Source organism: Lentzea sp. NPDC092896, assembly GCF_044754905.1.
GTDB lineage: Bacteria > Actinomycetota > Actinomycetes > Mycobacteriales > Pseudonocardiaceae > Lentzea.
Genome location: NZ_JBIVPX010000004.1, coordinates 22249 through 42556, shown reverse-complemented (window position 1 = coordinate 42556; position 20308 = coordinate 22249). Strand labels below are relative to the sequence as shown.

General features: G+C 69.1%; 22 protein-coding genes. 10 read left to right on the top strand and 12 right to left on the bottom strand.

Features of this window, described 5'->3' with window-relative positions; all coding sequences use genetic code 11:
• Window positions 1-14 precede the first annotated feature (14 nt).
• The 5 genes from ACIQF0_RS21060 to ACIQF0_RS21040 are packed head-to-tail and all read right to left on the bottom strand — an operon-like array spanning window position 15 to window position 3919.
• On the bottom strand, window positions 15-1214 hold the full coding sequence (locus tag ACIQF0_RS21060; RefSeq protein WP_401031597.1) for an MFS transporter: 1200 nt from the start codon (window positions 1212-1214) through the stop codon (window positions 15-17).
• A gap of 43 nt (window positions 1215-1257) precedes the next feature.
• Entirely contained in the window at window positions 1258-1932 is a 675-nt protein-coding gene (locus ACIQF0_RS21055) for a uracil-DNA glycosylase (protein WP_093593210.1), read from the bottom strand.
• A 20-nt stretch (window positions 1933-1952) separates the two neighbouring features.
• The gene (locus ACIQF0_RS21050; protein ID WP_189153847.1) at window positions 1953-2474 is read right to left on the bottom strand and encodes a gamma carbonic anhydrase family protein; all 522 of its coding nucleotides are present in this window, start codon (window positions 2472-2474) and stop codon (window positions 1953-1955) included.
• Between the two features lie 10 nt (window positions 2475-2484).
• Window positions 2485-2895 (bottom strand): GNAT family N-acetyltransferase, encoded by a 411-nt coding sequence (locus ACIQF0_RS21045; protein WP_360048521.1) that lies wholly within the window; start codon window positions 2893-2895, stop codon window positions 2485-2487.
• 55 nt (window positions 2896-2950) lie between these two features.
• On the bottom strand, window positions 2951-3919 hold the full coding sequence (locus ACIQF0_RS21040; RefSeq protein WP_360048522.1) for a thiamine-phosphate kinase: 969 nt from the start codon (window positions 3917-3919) through the stop codon (window positions 2951-2953).
• A gap of 97 nt (window positions 3920-4016) precedes the next feature.
• Between ACIQF0_RS21040 and ACIQF0_RS21035 the strand changes: the two genes are divergently transcribed.
• Both ACIQF0_RS21035 and ACIQF0_RS21030 read left to right on the top strand, forming a co-directional pair.
• On the top strand, window positions 4017-4250 hold the full coding sequence (locus ACIQF0_RS21035) for an Lrp/AsnC ligand binding domain-containing protein (protein ID WP_030467939.1): 234 nt from the start codon (window positions 4017-4019) through the stop codon (window positions 4248-4250).
• Between the two features lie 19 nt (window positions 4251-4269).
• Window positions 4270-4833 (top strand): DUF3515 domain-containing protein, encoded by a 564-nt coding sequence (locus ACIQF0_RS21030; protein ID WP_360048524.1) that lies wholly within the window; start codon window positions 4270-4272, stop codon window positions 4831-4833.
• Here the strand turns inward: ACIQF0_RS21030 and ACIQF0_RS21025 are convergent.
• Complete coding sequence (locus ACIQF0_RS21025; RefSeq protein ID WP_401031590.1) at window positions 4830-5879, bottom strand: D-alanine--D-alanine ligase family protein; 1050 nt, start codon at window positions 5877-5879, stop codon at window positions 4830-4832. The two genes, ACIQF0_RS21030 and ACIQF0_RS21025, sit on opposite strands and share 4 nt — an antisense overlap.
• A 57-nt stretch (window positions 5880-5936) precedes the next feature.
• Between ACIQF0_RS21025 and ACIQF0_RS21020 the strand changes: the two genes are divergently transcribed.
• Window positions 5937-6893: a GNAT family N-acetyltransferase gene (locus tag ACIQF0_RS21020; RefSeq protein WP_401031587.1), complete on the top strand. Its 957-nt coding sequence runs from the start codon at window positions 5937-5939 to the stop codon at window positions 6891-6893.
• Here the strand turns inward: ACIQF0_RS21020 and ACIQF0_RS21015 are convergent.
• Window positions 6877-8247: a PLP-dependent aminotransferase family protein gene (locus ACIQF0_RS21015; RefSeq protein ID WP_401031584.1), complete on the bottom strand. Its 1371-nt coding sequence runs from the start codon at window positions 8245-8247 to the stop codon at window positions 6877-6879. The genes ACIQF0_RS21020 and ACIQF0_RS21015 overlap by 17 nt on opposite strands.
• 66 nt (window positions 8248-8313) lie before the next feature.
• Here ACIQF0_RS21015 and ACIQF0_RS21010 point away from each other — a divergent pair, with 66 nt between their 5' ends.
• Window positions 8314-8958, top strand: a complete 645-nt coding sequence (locus ACIQF0_RS21010; protein WP_401031581.1) for a pyridoxamine 5'-phosphate oxidase family protein — start codon at window positions 8314-8316, stop codon at window positions 8956-8958.
• Here ACIQF0_RS21010 and ACIQF0_RS21005 read toward each other — a convergent pair.
• The 4 genes from ACIQF0_RS21005 to ACIQF0_RS20990 all read right to left on the bottom strand — a co-directional run bounded on the left by ACIQF0_RS21005 (window position 8939) and on the right by ACIQF0_RS20990 (window position 12303).
• Window positions 8939-9397 (bottom strand): cysteine dioxygenase family protein, encoded by a 459-nt coding sequence (locus tag ACIQF0_RS21005; protein WP_360048532.1) that lies wholly within the window; start codon window positions 9395-9397, stop codon window positions 8939-8941. The two genes, ACIQF0_RS21010 and ACIQF0_RS21005, sit on opposite strands and share 20 nt — an antisense overlap.
• A 118-nt stretch (window positions 9398-9515) precedes the next feature.
• A complete protein-coding gene (locus ACIQF0_RS21000) occupies window positions 9516-10583 on the bottom strand; it encodes a cystathionine gamma-lyase (protein ID WP_401031577.1) in 1068 nt (355 codons plus the stop codon).
• Complete coding sequence (locus ACIQF0_RS20995; protein WP_360048536.1) at window positions 10580-11590, bottom strand: NAD(P)H-dependent glycerol-3-phosphate dehydrogenase; 1011 nt, start codon at window positions 11588-11590, stop codon at window positions 10580-10582. Before ACIQF0_RS20995 ends, ACIQF0_RS21000 begins: the two co-directional genes overlap by 4 nt.
• A 5-nt stretch (window positions 11591-11595) precedes the next feature.
• Window positions 11596-12303 carry a lysophospholipid acyltransferase family protein gene (locus tag ACIQF0_RS20990; protein ID WP_360048538.1) on the bottom strand — a complete coding sequence of 236 codons (708 nt, stop codon included), beginning with the start codon at window positions 12301-12303 and terminating at the stop codon, window positions 11596-11598.
• A 71-nt stretch (window positions 12304-12374) separates the two neighbouring features.
• On the opposite strand from ACIQF0_RS20990, the gene cofC reads away from it, so the two are divergent.
• The 3 genes from cofC (at window position 12375) to ACIQF0_RS20975 (ending at window position 15324) form a co-directional block, all read left to right on the top strand.
• Window positions 12375-12998, top strand: a complete 624-nt coding sequence (gene cofC / locus ACIQF0_RS20985; protein WP_360048540.1) for a 2-phospho-L-lactate guanylyltransferase — start codon at window positions 12375-12377, stop codon at window positions 12996-12998.
• A 46-nt stretch (window positions 12999-13044) separates the two neighbouring features.
• Window positions 13045-14019: a hypothetical protein gene (locus tag ACIQF0_RS20980; protein ID WP_401031572.1), complete on the top strand. Its 975-nt coding sequence runs from the start codon at window positions 13045-13047 to the stop codon at window positions 14017-14019.
• A 138-nt stretch (window positions 14020-14157) separates the two neighbouring features.
• On the top strand, window positions 14158-15324 hold the full coding sequence (locus ACIQF0_RS20975; RefSeq protein ID WP_401031570.1) for an acyltransferase family protein: 1167 nt from the start codon (window positions 14158-14160) through the stop codon (window positions 15322-15324).
• Here the strand turns inward: ACIQF0_RS20975 and ACIQF0_RS20970 are convergent.
• On the bottom strand, window positions 15246-16778 hold the full coding sequence (locus tag ACIQF0_RS20970) for a hypothetical protein (protein ID WP_401031567.1): 1533 nt from the start codon (window positions 16776-16778) through the stop codon (window positions 15246-15248). The two genes, ACIQF0_RS20975 and ACIQF0_RS20970, sit on opposite strands and share 79 nt — an antisense overlap.
• Before the next feature lie 62 nt (window positions 16779-16840).
• Between ACIQF0_RS20970 and ACIQF0_RS20965 the strand changes: the two genes are divergently transcribed.
• From ACIQF0_RS20965 to ACIQF0_RS20955, 3 genes are read left to right on the top strand one after another with little or no spacing between them, the layout of a single operon-like run.
• Window positions 16841-17032, top strand: coding sequence for a hypothetical protein (locus ACIQF0_RS20965; protein WP_401031564.1), 192 nt, complete (start codon window positions 16841-16843; stop codon window positions 17030-17032).
• A 59-nt stretch (window positions 17033-17091) separates the two neighbouring features.
• A complete protein-coding gene (locus tag ACIQF0_RS20960) occupies window positions 17092-19374 on the top strand; it encodes an RNA degradosome polyphosphate kinase (protein WP_401031561.1) in 2283 nt (760 codons plus the stop codon).
• The gene (locus ACIQF0_RS20955) at window positions 19374-20291 is read left to right on the top strand and encodes an NUDIX domain-containing protein (protein WP_401032792.1); all 918 of its coding nucleotides are present in this window, start codon (window positions 19374-19376) and stop codon (window positions 20289-20291) included. Before ACIQF0_RS20960 ends, ACIQF0_RS20955 begins: the two co-directional genes overlap by 1 nt.
• The last annotated feature ends 17 nt before the right edge of the window (window positions 20292-20308 follow it).

The window sequence follows — 20308 nt, the reverse complement described above, 5'->3', positions numbered from 1 at the left end:
GCCACAGTTCGTTTTCAGTTCGGGGAGAGCTCGGCTTCGGCCGGGCTCTCTTCGCGTTTCAGGGCCCGGCGCACGAACACGAGACAGACCGCGCCGCAGAGAAACGCACCGACGCCGCCGAACGCGAACACCGCGCGAGGCCCCATGACCAGCAGCAACCCACCGGCAGCCGCCGTCCCGAGCAGGTTCGCGCCGGTCACCATCGACCCGACCGCGGCGAACGCCCGCCCGCGCATCTCCTCAGGTGTGCGCAACCGCACGATGGCGTTCACGGTCACGTTGTCGACGCCGTTCGACACGCCACCGATGAACCACCCGATCACAGCGGCCGCGACGAACGGGAAGACAGCCGGGATCAGCACGGCGATGCCCGTGGTCAGGCCAGTGATCGCCAACGCGTGGGCGAGCTGCGAGGCGGACTTCAGCCGCGCGGCCACCCGGTTGCCGACGATGATGCCGACCATCCAGCACGCCTGTATGGCACCCAGCAGGAACTCGTTGCCGTGCAGGACGAACCGCACGAACGCGGGGTCGGCCACGTTGATCACCACCGTCGCGCCGACGAAGCACGCCAGCCCGACGATCGCCGCGAACAGCACGGAATCCCGCCGCACGTGCCGAATCCCCGCCAACGCGCTGGAACGCGTCTGGTGCTCGCCCGTGGGCCTGCGTTCGGACCGCACGAACGCCACCAGCACCGCGTAGACCAGAAAAGCGGCGCCGTTGAACAGCATCGCGGTCGGATGACCGAAGAACCCGGCGAGCAACGCTCCACCGGTGACCCCGGCGATGTTGCCGACGCTGCGGGTGGTGCCGATCAGCGCGTAGGCGCGCGTGGAATGCTCCTCGCCCGCGATGTGCGGCACGAGTGCGGCGACGCAGGGCTGGGCGACCGCACGGCCGCAGCCGAACACGAGCACCAGCGCCACCACGAGCACCGGCTGTCCCATCGACGGCGCGATCGCCGCGATCGCCGCCCCTTCGCAGAGCAGTCCGGCGATCAGCAGGCGGCGGTTGGGCAGCCGGTCGACGAGCGCACCGGTGAGAGGAGCGCCGAGGACGAACGGGAGCAGTTCGGCGATCAGGACCGCGGCCACCAGCAGCGAACTGATCGGCGTCGCCCAGAACAGCAGGACCAGCAACGACAACGCGTTGCCGAACTCGCTGACGCCCACGCCGGCAGCGACGATGAACAGATCACGATTCCCCCGCACACCTCGCGACGTTAGCGGTACGAGGCGTGCGGGGATGTGCGAATTACGGGAGCTTCCAGTCGATCGGGTCGGCGCCCTGCTTCTCCAGCAGTTCGTTGGCGCGGCTGAACGGCTTCGAGCCGAAGAAACCGGAATGCGCCGACAAAGGCGACGGGTGCGCGGATTCGATGGCGGGCAACGGTTCCAGCAACGGACGCAGGTTGCGCGCGTTGCGGCCCCACAGGATCGACACCAGAGGTGCGTCACGGGCGGCGAGAGCCTTGATCGCCTGCTCGGTCACCTTCTCCCAGCCCTTGCCCTGGTGGGAGTTCGCCTTGCCGGGCTGCACGGTCAAAGCCCTGTTGAGCAGCAGAACACCGCGCTCGGACCACGGGGTCAGATCGCCGTTGGACGGGATCGGGTGCCCGAGATCTTCGGCGTATTCCTTGTAGATGTTGATGAGCGACTTGGGAATGGGCCGCACGTCGGGGGCCACCGAGAACGACAGGCCGACCGCGTGGCCGGGCGTCGGGTACGGGTCCTGGCCGACGATCAGCACCTTCACCTGGTGAAACGGCTGCTGGAACGCACGCAGCACGTTCTCGCCCGCGGGAAGATAGGTGCGATCTGCGGCGACCTCCGCGCGCAGGAACTCACCCATGGCGGCGATCTGGTCAGCAACGGGGGCGAGAGCTTCAGCCCAACCGGCTTCGACAACTTCGTTGAGGGGACGAGCCACGGCTGTGAACCCTATCTCACTCAATCGAGCCGACGGAGCTTCTCCCGGTACAAAGCGATGTTCTGAACATATTTCTCCACGATGAATGCCCAGGCCTGTTCTGGCACAACGTGTCCGGCACGTTCGCGAGCAGGAACTCCCAGCACCATCGTGCGTTCGCGGACGTGGCCGTCGAACGAGACCACCGCGCCGGCGCCGACGATCGCGCCCTTTTCCACGATGGAACCGTTGAGCACCACCGAACCCGAGGCGATCAGGCAATCGTCCGCGACCGTCGCGCCCTCGATGTGGACGTTGTGGCCGATGACGCACGACGATCCGATGTGCACCGGGTGGACCTCGGTGCAGTGGATGACCGTGCCGTCCTGGATCGACGTGCGTTCGTCCACGACGATGCGCCCGTAGTCGCCGCGCAGCACGGCTTGCGGCCACACCGACGAGAACGCGCCGATGCGGACGTCGCCGATCACCGTCGCGTCCGGGTGCACGTACGCCTCCGGGTGGATCTGCGGCGTGTAGTCCCCCAGCGCATAGATGGCCATGCGCCCGAACCTACAACGACTTCCCGAAGCAGCGGCTCTCCGGGTGGTCCCGGTACACACCGAAGTTGTCGATCCGCTCGTAGCCGCTGGACGTGTACAGGGAGATCGCCTCGGGTTGGCGCAACCCGGTCTCCAGCACCATCCGCTGCAGCCCCGCCTCGCGCGCGGTGGTTTCCAGATGCGCGAGCACGAGCCGTGAGAGGCCCTTGCCGCGTGCGGAGTCGACGACGTACATCCGCTTGATCTCGGCGGCGCCGTCCAGCTCGTCGTTGACGCGCCAGCCGCCGCACGCGACGGGCTCGCCGTCCAGGTAGCCGATGACGAAGTAGCCCAGGGGCGCGGCGAACTGCGCCGGATCGACCGGCGTGACGTCGACGTCGCCGTAGCGCTCGACGTAGACCTGCTGGAGGTCGGCGATCATCTTGACCGAGTCTGGATGGTCATACGCGCGCGTGCATAGTTCCACGGATTGAATCCTACGCCCGCCAGTGCTCCCAGCCAGGAGGTTTTTCGTAGTTCCTGCCGTCGACCGTCACACCTTCGCCCGCACGGACCGTGCCGATGGTCGTCCAGTTCGGCGGAACCGCCTTGGGGCCGGGGAACGTCGCCGCGAGGGCGTGGTCCTCACCCCCGGTCAGCGCCCAGTGCCGCGCGTCCCCGCCGAGCGCCGACGCGACGTCGAGCAGGCGCGGGTGCAACGGCAGCAGTTCGGTGCGGATGTCGATCGCCACGCCGGAGGAGTCCGCGATGTGACTCAGGTCCTGCAGCAGTCCATCCGAGACGTCGATCATCGAGGTGGCGCCCGCCTCCGCGGCCCTGGGACCTTCCTCGTACGGCGGTTCCGGGGTGCGCTGGGCGTTGACGATGCCGACCGGTGAACGGAATCCGCGGCCGAGCACGGCCAGTCCGGCGGCGGCCCAGCCGAGCCTGCCGGCGACCGCCACGACGTCCCCGACTAGTGCTCCCGACCTCGTGATCGGCTCGAGCCCGTTCATGTCTCCCATGGCGGTGATGGAGATCACGAGCGTCCCGGAGCTGACCATGTCGCCCCCGACGATGCCCGCGCCGGCCGTCGCCGCCTCCTGCCAGAGTCCCGACATGATCCCCTCGACGACGGACGCGGGGGTGTCGGCCGGACAGGCGATGCCGACGAGCAGTGCGGAGGGCAGCGCCCCCATGGCGACGACGTCGGCCAGGTTCACGGCGGCCGCTTTTCGGCCCACCTGCTCGGGAGTGGACCAGTCGAGTCTGAAGTGGACACCCTCGACGAGCACGTCCATCGAGGCGACGACCCGTCCGTCCGGGACGGCGACGACGGCCGCGTCGTCACCGGGACCGAGGATGGTCGTCTCCGGCTGCGCCCGACCGGTCGTCACCCGGTGGATGAGATTGAACTCACCCACATCGGCGACCGTCTCCGCGTCGCGCGGCGGCTCCGGACGCAAAGTTGCCTCCCAATCTGAGCATTCGGAACCCCAACTGGGGTACGTTGCGTGACACGTTCCTACCTCGACCCAACCTGTCGCGACGAAGGGGCACGCCGTGGTGCATGCATACATCCTCATCCAGACCGAGGTCGGCAAGGCCGCCGCAGTCGCCTCCGAGATTTCCGGGATCGCCGGAGTAGCCACCGCCGAAGACGTCACCGGGCCGTACGACGTCATCGTGCGCGCCGAGGCGGAGACCGTCGACCAGCTCGGCCAGCTCGTGGTCGCGCGCATCCAGAACGTCGAGGGCATCACTCGTACGTTGACCTGCCCGGTGGTACATCTCTAGCTCGTGTTGTCATAGCCGGGTGACTCAGCAGGAATCCACGTCAACGCTGTCCCGGCCGCTGCTCGCGGCGGTCGGGCTCGCTGTCGTGCTCGCCATCGGTGTCGCAGGGCTCGGTCTGGTGCTGGGCACGGGAAACCAGTCGGAGGACGTACCCGGTCGCACGGGTCCCCTCGCGCTGGTCTCGATCGACGCGCCCGACGCGGGCTCGCCGACGTGCGTGACCCTGACCGAGAAGCTGCCGGTGGGGCTGCCGTCCGGGAAGGACATGCTGCCGCGCAGGGAACTCGCCTCCCCCGCACCTCTCGCGACGGTGGCGTGGGGTGACGCCAAACACGATCCGGTGGTCCTGCGCTGTGGCCTGCCGCGACCGAACGAGCTGTCGGCGACCTCGCAGCTGCGGGTGATCTCCGACGTGCAGTGGCTGCAGCTGCCCGGTTCCGGCAGCTCCACGTGGGTGATCGTGGACCGCGGCGCGTACGTGGCGCTGACGGTGCCCGACGAAGCGGGCACCGGACCGTTGCAGGACATCTCCACGACGGTGCGCGACCTCCTGCCCAAGCAGCCGGTCAGGACAGCGCCCTAGCGCAGGCCGGAGCCGCGCGCGATCGCCGTCTCGATCAACGTGGTCAGCAGCGTCGCGAAGTCAATGCCGGTCGCGTCCCACGCCTTGGGGTACATGGAGATCGGCGTGAAACCGGGCATGGTGTTGAGCTCGTTGATGATCAGCTCGTTCTGCTCGGTCAGGAAGAAGTCCACCCTGGACAGACCCTGGCAGTCGAGCGCCTTGAACGCGGTGACGGCGAGTTCGCGCAGCCGTGCGGTGATGTCGTCGTCGAGCTTCGCCGGGATGTCGGCCTCGTAGGAGTCGTCGACGTACTTGGCGTTGAAGTCGTACCACTCGACGCTCTCGCCGACCGGGCGCAGTTCGGCGGGCAGTGAGGCCTCAACGCGGCCGTCCGGGAACTCCAGCACCGCGAGCTCGATCTCGCGGACGTTCGGCACGGCGGCCTCGATGATGACCTTGGGATCGTGCTGGCGCGCCTCGAAGATGGCCGCGTCGAGGTCGCTCCAGTCGGACACCTTCGAGATGCCGACGGACGACCCTGCGCGCGACGGCTTCACGAACACCGGCAGCCCGAGGTGCTCGCGCTCGTCGAGGGTGAGCGTGGTCGCGGCGCGGTCGAGAGCGACGAACTTGCCGACGTCGAGTCCCTCGGCCTGGAGGATCTTCTTGGCGAAGACCTTGTCCATCGCGGCGGCGCTGGCGAACACGCCGGGCCCGACGTACGGGACGCCGCCGAGTTCCAGCAGCCCCTGGATCGTGCCGTCCTCACCCCACGCGCCGTGCAGCAGCGGGAAGACGACGTCGACGTCCTTCAAAGCCTGGCCGGGTTCGATCGCGGCGACGGTCTGGTTGCGCAGCGTGGGGAGGTTGCCGGCGCCTGCCTCCAGCGCGTTCGGGTCCGTGCCGAGTGCCCACTGCCCCTGCGGCGTGATGCCGACCGGCACCACCTCGAACCGGTCCGCGTCCAGGTAGGGCAGGACGCTCTTGGCGGACTGGCAGGAGACCTCGTGCTCGGAGCTGCGGCCGCCGAAGACCACGGCAACCCTCGTCTTGCGCTGCGTCATGCGGGCGACCCTACCCGTTTGGGCGATTGTGCCTACCTGCCAGTTAGCCTCGGTCGCGTGCTGGAGATCAAACCGCTCGACCTGGACGACGAGGCCGCGGTTCAGGCCTACGCCGACGTGCGGATCGCGGCCGATCCGGCGTCGAGCAGGGAGCGGATCATCGCGTCGCTGCACGAGAAGAACCCGGATTTCGACGAGGTGGTCCGCCTGATCGCCCGCCGCGACGGCGAAGGCGTCGGCATCACGTCCGCGGGTCTGCTCGGTGGTCTGAACGCACGGCTCGCGATCGGTCCGATCACGGTGCACCCGGAGCACCGCGGTCAGGGCGTCGGCACCGCGCTGCTGGAGGCGTTGCTGCCGGAGTTGCGCGCCCGAGGCCGGGACGCGTTCGAGAGCTGGGGTGTGATCAAGGGCAGCGTGGGCGAGCACTGGGCGGTGGCGCGCGGGTTCCGCGTGGCCGCGTCGAGGGTGATGCAGCGGTTGACGTTCGCCGGCACCGATCCGGCTTCCTGGGAGATCGAGGCGCCACCCGGATACCGGCTGGAGCGGTGGATCGGTGCGACGCCGGAGCACTTGCTGGCGTCGGTCGCCGTGACTCGGCAGGCGATCCACGACGCACCGGCCATGGAGTCCGCGCTGCGGGCACCGGAGTGGACGCCGGAGGTCGTGCGGGCCGAGGAGGCCGAGGCTCGCGCCGGCGGTGTCGAGCTGCGCGTCGCCGTCGTGGTCGAAGAAGCCACCGGCCTCGTGGTCGCGCTGACCGACGTCGCACTGCAGCCCGGCGACTCGGCGCACGCGCGCTGGGGAAGCACGATGGTCGTGCCCGCCCATCGCGGCCACGGACTCGCCCGAGCCGTCAAGGCGCACGTGCTGCGCTGGTTGCTCGCGGACCGGCCCGCGCTCGAGAGCGTCGACACCGGGACGGACGCGACCAACGCCGCCATGATCAGGGTGAACGAGCAGCTGGGCTTCGTCACCGACCGCGAGGTGGTCGTCGTCAGCCGTTCGCTGTGAGCAGCTCCGTCAGCACGGGCAGGGCGTTCACCAGCTGTTCCCGCGAGCACGCGCTGTAGCCGATGACCAGCCCGTGCAACTTGGCCCGGTTCACGTAGTGCCGGGCCAGGCCGTCCACCCGCAGGCCGCGTTCGAGTGCCTGCCTCGTGAGCTCACGTTCCCGTTCGGCACCAGGCAGCAGCACCACGACGTGCGCGCCCGCGTCGTCGCCGAGCACCTCGATGCCAGCCTTCGCGAACGTGTCGATGATGAGCGCACGGCGTTCCGACAGCTCACGGCGCAGCTTGCGCAGGTGCCGGCCGAGGTCGCCCATGCGGGCCAGTTCGACGACGACCCGCTGGCCGGCGGCGGACGGGCTGGTGCCGGTCAGGTCCCGGTGTTCCAGCACGGTCGTGGCGATGTGCTCGGGCGCGACCATCCAGCCCGCGCCCAGGGTGGGTGTGAGGATCTTGCTCGTGGTGCCGAGGTGGACGACGACGTCCGGGGCGAGCGCGGCCAGTGACGGCAGCGGGGCGACGTCGTAGCGGAGTTCGCCGTCGTAGTCGTCCTCGATGACGAGCCAGCCGTCACGGCGGGCCCGTTCGACCAGCGCGACCCGGCGGCCCGCCGACATGCGGCCGCCCAGCGGGTACTGGTGGGCGGGCGAGCAGTAGACGGCCCTCACGCCCGCCGGCACGGCGTCCGGCAGCAGTCCTTCGGCGTCGACCGCGGCCTGGACGACCTTCAGACCGTTGGCGCGGAAGACGCCCACGGCCCGTTGGTAGCCGGGTTCCTCGACGGCCACCGCGTCGCCGCGCTTCAGCACCGCGACCGCGATCTCGGTCAGCACGGCGGTGGTGCCGCCGGTCGCGAGCACCGGGTCGGCGTTGACGGCCAGGCCGCGGTGCCGCAGCAGGTGTTCGGCGATGGCCTCGCGGTACTCGGGCAGGCCCGCGCGTTCGGGACGGGACAGCGGGGGTGCGTCCGCCGCCGCGCGCCAGGCCCTGCGCCAGGCCGCGCGGTCGAGGCCGCCGGCCCAGGGCGCGCCGGTGCCGAGGTCCACGAAATCGGTGATGGTGGGCGCAACGGGCTTGCGCGAACGTTTGCGCAACGGGCCGGGCGGCGTGGTGGTGACGTACGTGCCGGAGCCGTGCCGGCCGGCGATCCAGCCTTCCGCGTGCAACTGTTCGTAGGCGGCGGCAGTGACCGTGCGGGAGACTCCAAGACTGTCGGCCAACGCGCGCGTGGACGGAAGACGGTCGCCCGCGCGCAGCCGTCCTTCCGACGCCGCCGAGCGGAGCGCGTCGGCGAGTTGGACGGCGAGCGGTTCGGCGGACTCGCGGTCCAGCGCGACGGGAAGTGCGGTCTCAGCCAAGTGGCCTTCTCAGATCGATCAGAAATGGCGCTTCAATGATGCCACTTCCGCGCGCACAGTAGAGACATGACCTCTGACGTGCAGCTCTCCCCCACCCCGCGCAGCACCGTGATCCGCGGCAAGAAGCGAGCCGTCGAAGACCGCCAGGTGCTCTACGACATCCTCGACGCAGGCATGGTGTGCCATCTCTCCGTGGACGTCGACGGGGCACCGTTCCTCATTCCCACCGCGTACGGGCGGGACGGCAACACCATCTTCCTGCACGGGTCGACGGGCTCACGGTCCATCAGGAGCATGCTCGAGGGCAAGCAGGTTTGCGTCGCGGTCACGCTGGTCGACGGCGTCGTCTACTCGCGGTCGGTGTTCCACCACTCGATGAACTACCGGTCGGCGATCATCCACGGCACCGCGAAGATCGCCGAGGACACCTCGCACGCCCTGCGCACGATCGTCGAGCACGTGACGCCGGGCAGCTGGGACTACGCGCGGCAGCCGTCCAAGAAGGAGCTCGCGCAGACGGCCGCCCTGGAGATCGACCTCACCGAGGCCAGCGTCAAGGTGCGCGCCGGCGGGCCGGGTGAGGAGCCGTCGGACCTCGAAGCGAACCTCGTGTGGGCTGGACACGTGCCACTCATCCAGTCGTGGGGCGCGCCGGTGCCGCACGAGACGGACAAGGCGATCCCGCCGCACGTCAGCGAACGGGCCCGTTGACCGGGTCGTAGCGGTACGGGGTCATGGCGCGTGTGCCGTGGCGGTACACGTGGATCGACACGGCCGGATCCACACCGTCGTTGCGCACCTGGTGCACGTAGCCAGGACCCCACACGCGGGACTGACCGGTGTGCAGCGTGTGCACGACCTGGATCTTCGTGGTCACGACCTCGGTCAGCAGGCCGCTGACCACGGTGAACGCGCCGGAGGTGTGGTCGTGGTCGTGCAGCGACGCGACCTGGCCGGGGAGCCAGCTCATCAGCCAGATCTCCTGGTCACCGGTCTTGTCGACCAGCGCGGAGAAGCGCTCTTCCGGGTCGTAGCGGAGCAGGTGCTTCCAGCGGTCGCGGTCGGCCGCCCACGCCAAAGCCACCCGGACGGGGTGCAGCAGCTGGGTGTTTTCAGGCAGAACGACGCTGTTCTCGGGAACGGCGAACATCGGGGAAAAGTCCTAACCAGGCGAGTGCGCGAAAAGAGGACGCGGGACTATCGCCAGGTACAACAGCAACATGCGTTGAAGGACATGGAGCAGAGGGTCCCGAAAACGGGACCCTCCGTCAATCCAGTCCCAAAGCGTGGGACACGTCCGCGACCAGGTCTCGAGTGTCCTCACAGCCGGCCGAGAAGCGCACCAGGCCCTCGGGCACCGGGTCGCCGAACTGGGCCCGCCGGTCCGCGGTCGAGTGCAGGCCGCCGAACGACGTCGCCGCCGACACGAGCTTCGAGCGCGACAGGAACGATTCCACGGCCGCCACGTCCGGCAATTCGAACGTCAGCACGCCGTTGAACCGCCGCATCTGCTGCGCCGCCACGAGGTACGAGGGATCGTCCGACGCACCCGGCCAGCGCAGGTTCGCCACCCTGCCCTTGAGCAACGCGTGGATCGCGGCGGCGTTCTCCGCCTGCCGCGCGAGCCGCAGGTCCAGGGTTCCCAGGCCGCGCAACGCGAGCCACGTCTCGAACGGGCCGGCAATCGCGCCGCTCATCGTCCGCGCGTCCCGCACCTTCGCCGCCAGCTCGGGAGAAGCCAGCGTCACGTGTCCGAAGAGGACATCGCTGTGGCCCGCGACCGCCTTGGTGTCCGAAGCCACCACGACGTCCGCGCCCAGCTCCAGCGGCCGTTGCCCCAACGGCGTCGCGGTCGTGTTGTCCACGGCCAGCAACGCACCCGCGGCGTGGGCAGCCTCCGCGAGCGACGCGATGTCGCAGACGTCCAGGCCGGGGTTGGACGGTGTCTCCAGCAGCACCAGCCGAACGCCCTCGAAGGACGGGTACGGCCCTGCCGTCGGCACCTCGACGACGTTCACGTCCATTTCGGACACGAACTTCCGGGTCAGGAAGTAGCCGTCCGACGGGACGACCAGAGTGTCCCCAGTGGACAGAACCGTCCGCAGCAACGTCGAGATGGCCGCCATCCCGGACGGGAAGACGACGCACTCGCCACCCTCCAACGACCCCAGGGCTGATTCGAGGGCCCGCCAGGTCGGGTTGCCGGCGCGGCCGTAGTAGTCCTCGCCGCCCAGGTGGTACGCCGACGCGAACACCGGCTGTGCGCCGAAAGGGTCTCCCGGCTCGCCGGAAACCGCGTGGACGACCCGTGTGCCGTCACCGAGTTCGGGGCTCACTGGCGCTCGTGCTTCCGGTCGCGGCCCAGCAGCGCGGCACCGAGGTCCCGCACGCTCAGGCCGTCGTGGCAGACCTGGTGGATGCCTTCGGTGATCGGCATGTCGACGCCGTTCGCCGCCGCGAGTTCGCGGATCGACGAGCAGGACTTCACGCCCTCGGCGACCTGTCCGTGCGCGGCTTCCTGCGCCTGGGCGAGAGTGTCGCCACGCCCGAGCCGTTCGCCGAAGGACCGGTTGCGCGACAACGGCGACGCGCACGTCGCGACCAGGTCGCCCAGTCCGGCGAGGCCCGCGAACGTCAGCGGGTCGGCGCCCAGAGCGGCGCCCAGCCGTGCCGTCTCGGCCAGGCCGCGGGTGATGATCGACGCCATCGTGTTGTCGCCGTATCCCATGCCCGCGGCCATGCCGCACGCCAGCGCGATGACGTTCTTGCACGCCCCGCCCAGCTCGCAGCCGACCACGTCGGTGTTGGTGTACGGGCGGAAGTACGAGTTCGAGCACGCGTGCTGCAGGTCGACCGCTCGGTCGTGGTCCGTGCACGCGATGACGGTCGCGGTCGGCTGCTCGACGGCGATCTCCTTGGCCAGGTTCGGCCCGGACACCACGGCGACCTGCGACTCGTCGACGCCGGCGACCTCGCGGATCACCTCGCTCATCCGCTTCAGCGTGCCGAGCTCGACACCCTTGGACAGCGACACGAGCGTCGCGTCCGGCGGCAGCAGTTCCTTCCACGCCGACAGGTTCACCCGCAGCGTCTGCGAGGGCACGGCCAGCACCACCGCGTCCGCCCCGTCCAGCGCCTTGGCCGGATCGGAGGTGGCGCCGAGGTTGGCCGGCAACGAGATGCCGGGCAGGTAGCCGGAGTTCACACGGGTCTCGGTGATCTCCGAGGCGACGTCCTGACGCCGCGCCCACAGCACGACCTCGGGACCGGAGTCCGCGATGACCTTCGCGAACGCCGTGCCCCACGAACCGGAGCCGAGCACCGCAACACGTTCGATCGCCATGGTGTTCAGGCCTTCCTCGGTCCGTAGAAGCCCTCGGGGGCCGGCTCCTGACGCACCTCGGCCAGGTGCTCCTTGACCGCGCCCATCAGCAGGTCCGTGACCTCGCGCAGCATCGGGAGCGTCTCCTCCCTGCCGCGGTAGGCGGAGAGGTCGACCGGTTCGCCGACGAAGTGCGTGATCGTCTTGCGCGGGAACGGCCGGAACTTCTTCGCGTAGTGGTTGTAGAGGTCGAGCGTGCCCCAGCGGGCGACGGGGATGACCGGGCCGTCGTGCTGCAACGCCAGCCGGGCCACGCCGGTGCGCGAGTTCGCGGGCCAGCCGTCGGGGTCCTTGGTGATCGTGCCCTCGGGGTAGATCACCACGATCTGACCGGTCGCCAGGGCCTTGTGCGCCTCGCGCAGGCTCTGCTGGGCGTCCGTGGTCCCCCGGTAGACGGGGATCTGGTTCGCGCCCTTCAGGATCCGGCCCATGATCGGCACGTTCCACAGGCTGTGCTTCGCCAGGAAGTGCGGCACCCGGTAGTTGCGGTGCACGAACACGGCGTCGTAGCACGGGTCGAGGTGCGAGATGTGGTTCATGACGAGCAGGGCCGCCCCCTGGCGCGGGATGCGGTCCCCGTGCAGGATCCGGTGCCTGCCCAGCACGAACGACATCGGGTAGACGATCGCCGCGGCGACCCCGACCCAAAAGCCGCCCTTCTCCCTTTTGGCCACGAGGCCTCTCCTTACCTGCGTAGATCTGCGCCCGAGAGCACAGTAGTCGCCGAATCGTGGACTATGACTAGGTGCGGGATGAAGTTGACCTAGTGGTCCCGGTCAAGACCCTCGACAGGGCCAAGACCAGGCTGACCAGCGCGACAGGCGGAGATCCGGTGTCGCACGCGGCGCTGGCGCTCGCGCTCGCCCTCGACACGGTGAGCGCGGCGATCGCCACCCCCGGCGTCCGCCGAGTGGTCACGATCACATCGGACCCGGCCGTCGCGTCCGAAATGGCCGCTCTCGGTGTCGAGTCGCTGCCGGAGCCCGCCGAGCCCGGACTCAACGCGGCTTTGCGGCACGGCGCGCGCACGCTCCGGTCGTCCCGGATCGGCGCGCTTCAGGCGGACCTGCCGGCGCTCAGGCCCGACGAGTTGCAGGCCGCGCTCGAAGCATCGGCCGGCCGGCGCGCGTTCGTCCCGGACCGTCAGGGCACCGGCACGACGCTGCTCCTCGCGGCACCTGGCGGAGAACTCGACCCGAGGTTCGGCGTCGGGTCGGCCGGGCACCACCGCGTTTCCGGTGCGGTCGCGCTGATCGGCGCGTGGCCGTCGTTGCGCTGTGACGTGGACACGGAAGAAGATCTGCGGCTCGCGCTCATGCTCGGCCTCGGCACGCACACCGCGAACGCCTTGCCCGCCTGGACAACCTGAGCAGTCCTCACGCGTCTTCCCGGGTGATCACGACTTGGGGAGACTGATGCGAGCGCTCATCGCGCTGGCGGGCGTCACTGCGCTCGCAGGCTGTGTGGCCGCCTATCCGATCGACCGTCCGCCGGACTACAGGGCGGAGAACAACCTCAGCACGTGCGGGGTGGACCTGCCCCAGGACTGGAAGGACCGGCTGTCGCGCACGTCGACAGAGGCGGGCTCGCACGAGAAGGTCACCGTCGTCGCGGCGGACGCGGACGGCGGCACGACGCTGGTGAAGACCACACGCAACAGGACCACCGAACTCGTGCTGCGCGACCACGGCAAACGCCAGCAGGTGGTCGCGATGCAGAACGACGGGCAGGTGTTCGGCGTCGAGTTCGACGGCCGCTGGGTGACGTTCTCCACCACGCCGAACCCGGCCAACCTCGCCACGACCACCTACGCGTGGGACTCGCGCAACGACGGCGCACCCGCCGAGATCGGCGGCTACGGTGCCGTGGTGCACAACGGCAAAGCCGCCTGGTCGGACCGTGCGGGCGTGCACTTCTACGACCTGGCCAAGAAGAAGGACAGGATCGTCGGCCAGGGCGAGACTCCGGTGTTCTTCGGCGACGCGGTCATCTGGCAGCAGGACGGGAAGTTCCGCGGTGAGGGAGCGCTGCCGGAACAGCTGGCGAACGCGACCCCAGGCCCCAGCGTGGCATCGGATGGCCGCACGGTGGTGTGGACGCAGGGCGACAAGCTGCGCGGGTGGCGCGACGGCTGGCCGGAACCCCGTGACCTGGCCGGGATCAAGCTCACGCCGGCGAGCGAGGGCATCCTGTTCCCGCGGGTCAGCGGGGACTTCGTGTCGTGGGTCTCGGGGTCGTCCCACGTCACGGACATGCGCAGCGGCGCGACCCTGCGCATGACCGACGGCGCGTACTGGCTGGAAGTCCACGGCGGAGTGCTTACGCAGCAAGGATGGCGCGTCGCGGCCACCGCGCCGCTCTCGGAGCTTTCACCGCTGCGCAGGTGTTGAGGCCGTGACGAACGCCACGAAAGTGTTGGTTTAGGCAACTCAGAGGGGAACCCCGGCACCTTTACATCCGTATCCCCTGCTGCAAACGACGTATCCCCCGACGTCGTTCCCCGACGCTTTGCCCCGAGGTGTACCTGCATGACTTCACTGACGCACGCCGACTACCTGGCGTTGCGCCGCTTTCCCGCTCTCGACGGCCTGCGTGCCATTGCCGCGGTCCTGGTCGTCTTCTTCCACTACGGCGGCCCCGACTGGCTCCAGGGCTGGGCCGGTGTCCAGATGTTCTTCGTCCTCAGCGGATTCCTGATCACCACGCTGATGCTGCGCGAGGAGCACCGGACCGGCGAGATCTCGCTCGGTGAGTTCTACCTGCGGCGGGCGTTCCGGATTCTCCCGGTCTACTTCGTGATCCTGCTCGTGACGGTCGTCGCCTCCGCGCTCTACGGCACGTTCGCCAGCAACGGGATCGGCTCCGCGCTCAAGTACTTCCTCACGTTCACCAACGAGTTCGCCGGCGGCAGCCCGTACGGGCAGTCCTGGTCGCTGGGCATCGAGCAGAAGTTCTACCTGGTCTGGCCACTGGTGGCGATCGCGCTGGGCACCGTCGTGCTGCGGCGCCGCGCCGGTGCCGCCGTCCTGGGCATGCTGCTCGCGCTCGTGGTCGTGAACTTCACCGCGTCGCACAGCAACCCCGGCTGGCCGCTGCACTACTTCTCGATCCTGACCGGCGTGCTGCTCGCGATCGCGCTGCACAGCCCGCGCGGATTCGCCCTGCTGCGCCCGCTCACGAACCGGGTCGCGCAGGTGATCGTCGCGATCGGATTCGTCGCGGTGCACCTGAGCGTGAAGCCGATCGCCGCCTTCCTCGACGGGATCAACGGAATTCCCGGTCACGTGCTGGTCATCCCCGTGTACGCGCTCGCGACGGCGGTGCTGCTGACCGCGATGATCGCGCCGGGACCGGCCACGACCTTCCTGTCCACGAAGCCGATGCAGTTCGTCGGCGAGCGTTCGTACTCGCTCTACCTGGTGCAGACGATCGCCGCGACGATCATCGCGTTCTTCTGGCCCGCGTTGTCCGGTCTCGGCCAGTCCGTCGTGGTCACGGCGCTGGGGCTGGCGCTGGCGAGTGTCCTCTACGCGACCGTGGAGATCCCGATGATCAACCTCGGCCGCCGCGTGATCACCCGCCAGCGCGCGAAAGCCGCCGTCAAGGCAGGTCTTGCTCAGCAGGGTGCGCCGCAGGCTCCCACGCCGCAGTCCGAGTCGTCGCGGCTCGCGACCATCGGGCAGGCCCAGCCGTAGAACGGGTTCGGGGCGAGCGGCACGGGTTCCCGGTCGCTCTCCCTGGCCAGTTCCCTGGCGTGGTGGGCGGTCAGCGTCACGGGAGTGCCGCTCGCCTGCGCCTCGTAGGCGCCCTTCTCCAGCTGCAGGATCTCGACGCCGCGCGAGATGTCCGCCACGAACACGGTGTCGCGGTGCCAGTACGGCGCCCACGAGGTCGCGGTGTCCGGCCGCCAGTACCCGATCTGGATCGGCTTGGCGGGGTTGGAGATGTCGAGGAACCTCGTGCCCTGGTTGTACCAGGAGTAGGCGACGATCCTCTTCTGCACGTCGAAGTAGTGCGCGGAACACGTGACGTCGCCGGGGATCGTGCCCTCCTGGTCGTCCGGGCTCCAGATGCCGACGGTCCTCATCTCCTTGGGCTGCTCGCCCCAGCCCTCACCGTTGTGCGTGCCCTGCAGCGAGGAGATGACGAACCGGCCCTCGGTCTTGCAGGTCGGCGAACCGAACGCCTCCTCGGTGTGCAGCAGCAGTGAACCGGCCGGGTTCTCCCGCGTCGGCTGCGGTCCATCGCTCAGAGTCCGGCCGATCGGGCGGAACGAGTTGTGCGTGAACGAGGTCGGCATGTCCGCCTTCGGCACCGTGCCGCCCGCGTACGCGACGGGATCCCACGCCTTCGCCTCGCGGTACTTGCCGCTCAACGGGTCCCGGTGCCAGCCCTGCGTGTAGTAGCCGCGGGTGCCGTCGTCGCCCGCCACCCAGGCGATTCCCTGCGCGTCGACCTGGACGTCGTGCGTGATCTTCCCCTCGCCGGCCTTGCCGCGGACGTCGACGGAGACCGGAAGTTCCTTCGGGGTCTTCGGATCGCGGATGTCGGTGACGAAGATCCGCCCCGTCTTGGCGTCCGACCGGTCGAGTCCCGCCGTCCAGAGGAAGCTGCAGTCGTTGACGCAGGTGCTCGTGTGGCCGGTGTTCTGCCGGTGAAAACTGAGGATCTTGAGGTCGGCGGGGTCCACAGCGGACACGATGTAGTTGCCGGTCGGGCGGTCGCCGGGCAGTGCGCGCCCGAACGAGTTGACCTCGCGCGCCAGGAACGCGAGCTTGCGCTTGGGGTCGACGTTGATGTCCTCGTTCTCCCAGAAGCGCTTCGTCGGGTCGTCGCCCGGCAGCGCCATCTCCTCCTTGGTGAGGTGGTCGAGGAGCTTGGGCTTGTCGAGGTCGGTGACGTCGAACGTCTTGAGCCCGGTCTCCATGCTCACGAACGCCACGTCGCGCTTGCCGTACTGGGCGAACGCGATCGAGATGGCCCGTTCGGTACCGGGAAGTGAGGCTTTCAGGCGGACGTTCTTCGCCGCCGCCTGGAGTCGTGGTTTGTCCACCTGGGGAGTCCTGGGTTCGGCTGAGGCAGCCGAAGCCAGTCCTGCCGTGGTGAAGGCCAACAGGGTCGCCGCGGTGATCGTGGCCATAACCTTCATGGATCGACCCTGGCAGCGGCGCGAATGAGACGTGTACCGACGAACGTCTAGGGTTCTGGTCCGTGCAGGCGACCGTGTCTACTTTTAACAGCGACGGCTCTGCCGTCGTTCTGCGTGATGACGGCGTTCTCGTCGACGTGAGTGCCGAGGCGGTCACGGCGGGTGGCTGGCGAATGCTGCGTCCGGGGCAGCGGGTGACCCTCGAACGTAGCCCCGGCGGAGCCATCACCGCTCTTCGAATGCCTGTTCTGTGACGAGGAGTTCACCGAACGGACGTCCTGCTTAGGGGCGCTCACGGCGATAGTGCGCCACAATGCGTGACGTGAGCAAGGACGACGGTAACGACGGTAAGGCGACCCCCTCGCGACGCCGCACCCCGCGTGCGAAAGCGGAAGCGGCGACCCCGCGCAAGCAGCCTCGCGCGGCGACCCGGCGAGTGTCCACGACGCGGGCGAAGGTCGAACGGGGGCCCACGGCCGCCGCCCCGTTGCGCGGTGTGCCTTCCGCACCGCCCGCCGTGACGCCGAGCGCGATACCGACCGACCTGCCGGACGACCGGTATTTCAACCGTGAACTGTCCTGGTTGGACTTCAACGCCCGCGTGCTCGCACTGGCCGAGGACTCCTCGCAGCCGTTGCTGGAGCGCGCGAAGTTCCTCGCGATCTTCGCCTCGAACCTGGACGAGTTCTACATGGTCCGGGTCGCGGGCCTGAAGCGCCGCGCGGAGACCGGTCTCTCGGTGCGCAGCGCGGACGGGCTCACCCCGCAAGAGCAGCTCGTGTCGATCTCCAAGCGCTCCCAGGAACTCGTGGAGCAGCACGCCCGCGCGTTCCTCGACCACATCCGGCCCGGCCTGGAAGAGCACCGGATCAGCATCGTGACGTGGGGCGACCTCACGGACTACGACCGGCTGAGGCTCTCCAACTACTTCAGCGAGCAGGTGTTCCCGGTCCTGACGCCGCTGGCCGTCGACCCGGCGCACCCGTTCCCCTACATCTCGGGGCTGTCGCTGAACCTCGCGGTGACCGTGCGCGATCCCGAGGGCGGCGGCGAGCGGTTCGCCCGCGTGAAGGTGCCGGACAACGTGCCGCGTCTCGTTCGGGTGGAAGGGGACCGGTCGTCGTCGTCCGCGACCTTCCTGCCGCTCGAGGAACTCATCGCCGCGCACCTGGGCGAGCTGTTCACCGGCATGGAGGTCATCGAGTGCCACGCGTTCCGCGTGACGCGCAACGCGGACCTCGAGGTCGAGGAGGACCGCGACGAGGACCTGTTGCAGGCGTTGGAACGCGAGCTCGCGCGGCGCCGGTTCGGCCCGCCGGTGCGGCTGGAAGTCGCCGACGACATGACCGAGCACATGCTCGAACTGTTGCTGCGGGAGATGGAGGTCGACCCGCACGACGTCGTGACCGTGCCCGGCTTGCTCGATTTGTCGTGCCTGTGGCAGCTCTACGGCATCGACCGCAAGACGTTGAAGGACCCGGCGTTCGTGCCGGCGACGCACCCGGCGTTCGGGGAGCGCGAGACGCCGAAGAGCGTTTTCGCGACGCTGCGCGAGGGTGACGTGCTCGTGCACCACCCGTACGACTCGTTCTCCACGTCGGTGCAGCGCTTCATCGAGCAGGCCGCGGCCGACCCGCACGTGCTCGCGATCAAGCAGACGCTGTACCGCACCTCAGGTGACTCGCCGATCGTGGACGCGCTGATCGACGCGGCCGAGGCGGGCAAGCAGGTCGTGGCGCTCGTGGAGCTCAAGGCGCGCTTCGACGAGCAGGCGAACATCAAGTGGGCACGGGCGCTGGAAAAGGCGGGCGTGCACGTCGTCTACGGCCTGGTGGGCCTGAAGACGCACTGCAAGACGTCGTTGGTCGTGCGCCAGGAAGGCTCGACGATCCGCCGTTACTGCCACATCGGCACCGGCAACTACAACCCGAAGACCGCGCGGTTGTACGAGGACGTCGGCATCCTGACGGCCGAGCCGACGATCGGCGCGGACCTCACCGACCTCTTCAACGTGCTGACCGGTTATGCGCGCCAGGACGAGTACCGCTCGTTGCTCGTCGCGCCCTACGGCGTCCGCAAGGGAATCGTCGACCGGATCAACCTGGAGATCGAGCGCGCGCAGGCGGGCGAGCCCTCCGGTGTGCGCATCAAGGTGAACTCGCTCGTGGACGAGCAGGTCATCGACGCGCTGTACCGGGCGTCGCAGGCCGGTGTGCCCGTCGACGTGGTCGTGCGCGGCATCTGCGGCCTGAAGCCGGGCATCAAGGGACTGTCGGAGAACATCCGGGTGCGGTCGATCCTGGGCCGGTTCCTGGAGCACTCGCGCGTCTTCCACTTCGTCGCCTGCGACGAGTACTGGATCGGCAGCGCGGACATGATGCACCGCAACCTGGACCGCCGCGTCGAGGTCGCCCTGCGCGTGGCCGACCCGCGGCTGACCAAGCAACTGGCCGACATGTTCGAGTCGGCGCTCGACCCCCACACCCGCTGCTGGGTCCTGCGCCCTGACGGAGAATGGGAAGCCTCGCCGTCGGACGGCTCGTCCGTGCGCGACCATCAGATGGAACTGCTGCACAAGCACGGAGCTCTTGGGTGATCAAAGCTGCTGGGGCGGTGCTCTGGCGCGATGCGGACGGAAACGTCGAAGTCGCGGTCGTGCACCGTCAGCGTTATGACGACTGGTCGTTGCCGAAGGGCAAACTCGACCACGGAGAGACGATTCCCGCCTGCGCCGTGCGGGAGATCGAGGAGGAGACGGGCTTCTCCTGTGTCCTCGGCCGCCATCTGCGACAGGTGTCGTATTCGGTGAAGGGCGTGCCGAAGACCGTCGACTACTACGCCGCGCAGGCCGTTTCCGGTTCGTTCGTCCCCAACGAAGAAGTCGACGTACTGCGGTGGCTGCCCATCGCCGAGGCGACGGAGTTGCTGACCTACGAACCGGACCGGGACGTGCTGGCGGAGTTCGCGCGCCTGCCCGCGGACCTGCTGCTGGTCGTGCTGGTGCGGCACGCGAAGGCCGGGAAGCGTTCCGAGTGGGACGGCGACGACGACCTCCGCCCGCTCTCGGACGCGGGCTGGCGCCAGGCCGCGGCGCTGCGCACGTTGTTGCCCCTGTGGGCACCGGTGCGCGTCCACACCGCGCCCAGGGTGCGTTGCGCGGACACCGTGCGGGCCGTGGCAACGGACCTGTCCGTGGAGATGGTCGAGGAGTATCGGCTGTCGGAGGAGGGCTACTGGCCGGACCCGGACGCCGGTCTCGTGCGCCTGCTGGAGGTCGCCGCGCTCGAAGGCAGGGCCGTCGTCTCTTCGCAGGGCGGCGTGATTCCGGCCGTCGTGCAGTCGCTGGCGGAGATGGGCGGGCTGCGGCTCGACGAAATCCCCTGCAAGAAGGGCAGCACGTGGGTGCTGGCCTTCACCAGGCCGTTCGGCACGTGGTCCACTTCGGACTCACCTTCGAGCTGGCCAACCCTGGTGTCGGCGCACTACCTGGCCTCGCCGCTGCCGCGTCCCTAGCCGCTGTTGCAGACGTT

What these genes read in the sequence shown, in the direction of transcription:
- ACIQF0_RS21050 (WP_189153847.1), bottom strand. Translation starts at nt 2,474, where the DNA reads ATGGCCATCTATGCGCTGGGGGACTACACGCCGCAGATCCACCCGGAG.
- ACIQF0_RS21045 (WP_360048521.1), bottom strand. Translation starts at nt 2,895, where the DNA reads ATGATCGCCGACCTCCAGCAGGTCTACGTCGAGCGCTACGGCGACGTC.
- ACIQF0_RS21025 (WP_401031590.1), bottom strand. Translation starts at nt 5,879, where the DNA reads ATGACGCAGCGCAAGACGAGGGTTGCCGTGGTCTTCGGCGGCCGCAGC.
- ACIQF0_RS21010 (WP_401031581.1), top strand. Translation starts at nt 8,314, where the DNA reads ATGACCTCTGACGTGCAGCTCTCCCCCACCCCGCGCAGCACCGTGATC.
- ACIQF0_RS21005 (WP_360048532.1), bottom strand. Translation starts at nt 9,397, where the DNA reads ATGTTCGCCGTTCCCGAGAACAGCGTCGTTCTGCCTGAAAACACCCAG.
- ACIQF0_RS20995 (WP_360048536.1), bottom strand. Translation starts at nt 11,590, where the DNA reads ATGGCGATCGAACGTGTTGCGGTGCTCGGCTCCGGTTCGTGGGGCACG.
- ACIQF0_RS20980 (WP_401031572.1), top strand. Translation starts at nt 13,045, where the DNA reads ATGCGAGCGCTCATCGCGCTGGCGGGCGTCACTGCGCTCGCAGGCTGT.
- ACIQF0_RS20975 (WP_401031570.1), top strand. Translation starts at nt 14,158, where the DNA reads ATGACTTCACTGACGCACGCCGACTACCTGGCGTTGCGCCGCTTTCCC.
- ACIQF0_RS20970 (WP_401031567.1), bottom strand. Translation starts at nt 16,778, where the DNA reads ATGAAGGTTATGGCCACGATCACCGCGGCGACCCTGTTGGCCTTCACC.
- ACIQF0_RS20960 (WP_401031561.1), top strand. Translation starts at nt 17,092, where the DNA reads ATGCGTGACGTGAGCAAGGACGACGGTAACGACGGTAAGGCGACCCCC.